Origin of the sequence: Paraburkholderia dilworthii (assembly GCF_000472525.1) — a bacterium.
In the GTDB taxonomy this organism is placed as follows: Bacteria; Pseudomonadota; Gammaproteobacteria; order Burkholderiales; family Burkholderiaceae; genus Paraburkholderia; species Paraburkholderia dilworthii.
This window is the reverse complement of record NZ_AWZT01000121.1, coordinates 1-2915: the sequence shown is the minus strand read 5'-3', so window position 1 is coordinate 2915 and position 2915 is coordinate 1. Positions and strand designations below refer to the sequence as shown.

General features: G+C 56.6%; 3 protein-coding genes. 1 reads left to right on the top strand and 2 read right to left on the bottom strand.

From position 1 onward, the window contains the following. Window positions 1–336, top strand: a 336-nt coding sequence (locus tag F759_RS0135410; RefSeq protein WP_027803907.1) for a GNAT family N-acetyltransferase, incomplete at its 5' end; no start/stop codon positions are given. A gap of 268 nt (window positions 337–604) precedes the next feature. Here F759_RS0135410 and F759_RS39910 read toward each other — a convergent pair. Continuing rightward, window positions 605–1840, bottom strand: a complete 1236-nt coding sequence (locus F759_RS39910) for an MFS transporter (protein WP_274533513.1) — start codon at window positions 1838–1840, stop codon at window positions 605–607. Window positions 1841–2121: 281 nt separating this feature from the next. Next, window positions 2122–2691, bottom strand: a complete 570-nt coding sequence (locus F759_RS0135400) for a GNAT family N-acetyltransferase (protein WP_036026288.1) — start codon at window positions 2689–2691, stop codon at window positions 2122–2124. Window positions 2692–2915 lie beyond the last annotated feature (224 nt).

Below are 2915 nucleotides of genomic sequence, written 5' to 3'. Positions count from 1 at the left end.
ACCAGCGAATTGCTCGGCACTTGCATGCTCTTTCATGCGGACGAGCAATGTCAACGCGCGGAAATAGGCTTTAGTCTGCAACGCGTGCATTGGAGGAACGGATATATGAATGAGGCGGCTTCCGCACTAATCGAGCACGCGTTCGGCACGCTAAATTTGCGTCGGATTGAGGCGGATATCGACCCGCGCAATGTAGCTTCGGCGCGTCTTCTCGAACGACTTGGATTTGTCCGTGAGGTGCTGTTGCGCGATCGCTGGATAGTTGGCGATGAGGTGTCGGATAGCGCGTTATACGGGCTGCTCGAAAGGGACCGTCCGGCGACACGGTCTGGCTGACGTTAGGAAGTGAACTCGACGTTGTGCCTTGAACGACCGGAATTTTCTCTGATTGTCGCCAATTTGGTAGCGGCGTCGACTGAGCGGAGTTGGCCGCGTGCCGACTCATGCGATTGGCATACATGCTTCGGCGTTGCCCGTCTGCGTTCGGCAGCACCCGACCCTGAGCGGTCGACTAGCTTTCTACAAAGCGGTCACTCGATCGTGTCTCGGGCAAGTCCGATCCGCACATACACGTGGCGTTTCCCGAGACTTGCCGCGTTGGGATCTACGTAGTTTGTTTCGATTCGGGCACCGCAGATGTTTTGAATGCCTGGGGATATTCGTGACGAAACCAATCTTTCACCTGATCGTGGTTGAGCGCAAAGAATTCTCGCGATCGCGGTATCAGGACAAAACCGAAAGCGAGCAAACAAGTGGCAAAGCCGAAGCATGTATAGACCTCGCCCACCGCCCAATGCGTGAGCGCAGCACCTGCGATCATTGGCCCAAGAATGCCCGCAATCTGCGTAGTCATCATGCTGGCAGCGAGAATGCGAACGCGGAAGTTCTGCGGGATAGCCAATGAACGGTGCGTCGCGCCGACGAGCCCCATCGATGCATTGGCGAAACCCACACATGTAAACGCCAGTATGAGAACGATGGGTGAGTGCGCCCAGCCCGAAGCAGCAAGCGCCAGCCCTTCGCACATGGCGGCCCCTACCCTGACATTGAATCGGCCGAAACGACTGACCAACGCATCAGAACCACGAAAACTGCCGAGAAGCAAACCTAAAGATAAGGCCGCTTCGCTAGCACCTAGCCAAAGACCCGATAGCCCAAGTGATTGAACTTTGAGCGGGATCAGCATGCCGACTGCAGGGCCCTGGAATATCCAAACGAAGAAATTGACAAGCGTCCAGCCGCGCTCCAACGGGACGATCCATTTAGCATGCAGTCCGGCGCGCAGGTCTTCCCACCAACGGGCTAAACCGCGATTGCGTTCGTTAGGCTGAGTATGCGATGGAAGCTGCCAGGTCACGTAGGCAGCGACGCCGAGCAAAATGCCGTTCATCCAAAATGTTGCGGCGATACCGCCCAACGCCAGAGTCGCGCCAGCCAATGCGGGTCCTAAGGCACGGCCAGCCGCCTGCGTCGATTTACGAAGACGAAGCACTTTGGCCAAACGATCCGCCGGAACAAGTTCAGCCGAAATGGTGGAGCTAGCCGGATCGATGAAAGCTTTCGCGATAACCGTCACCATGCCTATGCAGACGATCAGCATAAGCCGGTAGTCGGACAGGGACGCGAGCGTAGCGAGGGTAAAGGCGACGACCATCAGGGCGCACAGACCCCATGCTATCTGCGGCCTCTTTGCGTAGCGGTCCCCAAGAGGCGAAAGTAGTGGCATTGCAAAAATCGTGGTGACGGCAATGCTTACGCTGTAGATTGCCAATTCATGTGCGCCACCCAGATGAACGATCCACCAAGGGAGCGTGATGTAGCCAACCATTTCTGCCAAGATCCTCAGCAGATCGCTGAGAAGCAGACGGGCAAGAGGGACGCCAATTGCGTTTATGTGAGATTTGATTCCCCGAAACAACGTCTTCCCCCTATTGAGTTCGATGATGCTACCTCAACAATTTTTTGCCGAAATTAGATGCATGCCTCCAGACGCTGGCGTTTCGCTAGTGGACGACATACATGTCCGATTCGCGACTGGCGACGCTTCAGATAGCGATTGTCAGCAATTCACGGAGGTATGCCGCTTGGCCGTATATGGCCGAAGAGGGCTCGGCGGGTTCGTCAGTGACCTAGTTCAATGCGGCAGCGAAGAGACTCAGCGAGTCCATAGGCCGCCGTCTTTCGGAAGCGCTCGATCAAGACACCATTGCATGCTGCGATAACCCGCTGCGAAGCTATATTTTCGGGGTCAACCGTTAGCTCGACGTAGGACAAACCCTGTCGCCTCGCTTCGCCGAGCATCAAATTGAGCGCCTGCCTGGCGTAGCCGTTGCCTCTCTTCCACGGCACGACAGAGAAGCCGATATGTCCGAGCACGTTCGGCGGCAATTCGGTGGTCCCGGTCTGCCAACGAAATCCGATTGCGCCGCTAACATCGCCGTCCCAAATCCATCGGACAATGCTTGGCAGACGGGCGACGGTCGAGCCATCGGGCAAAGGAATCGGACCGCCCGACGCGGTTGGATCGTCCAGGCCGTCGACAAATGCCTCCGGGCTCACTTCGATAGCGTGCAATTGTTCGCGCGCAGCGACCTCTTTACGAACATTGTCAGGTGACCATCCCGTCTCAAGAGCCGAAACGTAGCTCGGCAGCAATGCGGTCGTAGGTCTCAACAGTTCAATTGCGCTCATTTTGTTCGGTGCGTGTCAGGGAGCAATGATTGTCAACAGTTTAAGCGTTGCCGTCGAACGTCTCAAATTGGCCGCGTGCCGTCTCATATGAATCACATAGCTGCTTTGGTCTTGGACAGCGATGCTCGCCAGCGCGTGGGCCGGATGACACAGTCAGCAATCCTCGTTGCGGTCATCCATGGGAGGGTAGTCTCCGACTGGATCGCCGGATGGGACTCGGGTCG